This is a genomic window from Anoxybacillus sp. LAT27 (assembly GCF_022030075.1).
Classification (GTDB): domain Bacteria; phylum Bacillota; class Bacilli; order Bacillales; family Anoxybacillaceae; genus Anoxybacillus; species Anoxybacillus kestanbolensis.
In genome coordinates, this window is record NZ_JAIWYK010000096.1 from 1 (window position 1) to 333 (window position 333).

1 protein-coding gene is annotated in these 333 nt (G+C 69.7%); it reads left to right on the forward strand.

Annotation, left to right across the window (positions count from 1 at the left end):
• Positions 1-246: hypothetical protein (locus LD028_RS08665; protein WP_237811573.1), on the forward strand; the 246-nt coding region annotated here is incomplete at its 5' end.
• Positions 247-333 lie beyond the last annotated feature (87 nt).

Consider the following 333-nt stretch of genomic DNA (forward strand, 5'->3'; position numbering starts at 1 on the left):
GCCAAGGCCGCCTATGCTCGCTTTACCGCGAACCGGACGCCGCCCGCGAAGAGCCCGCTCGCCCAGCTCGGCACGTCGCTCCGCAGCGGTGACACCGCTGCGATCCAGCAAGCGGCGGAGGCGCTGCAACAGGCCCGCGATGGTCAACCCAGCACCCCAGCCGACCCCAACGCGCCACCGCCGCCAAAGCCGATCCCGGCGGCTGCTTATGGATCGAGCCAGACAGACATCAATGTCCTCGCGTAATCGCGAGCCGCAGAGCGCTCCCCGAGCGCGCAAAGGCCTGATCCGGGGGAGAATTGGCCTGGTTTACCGCACCACCGGGCGGCGCGT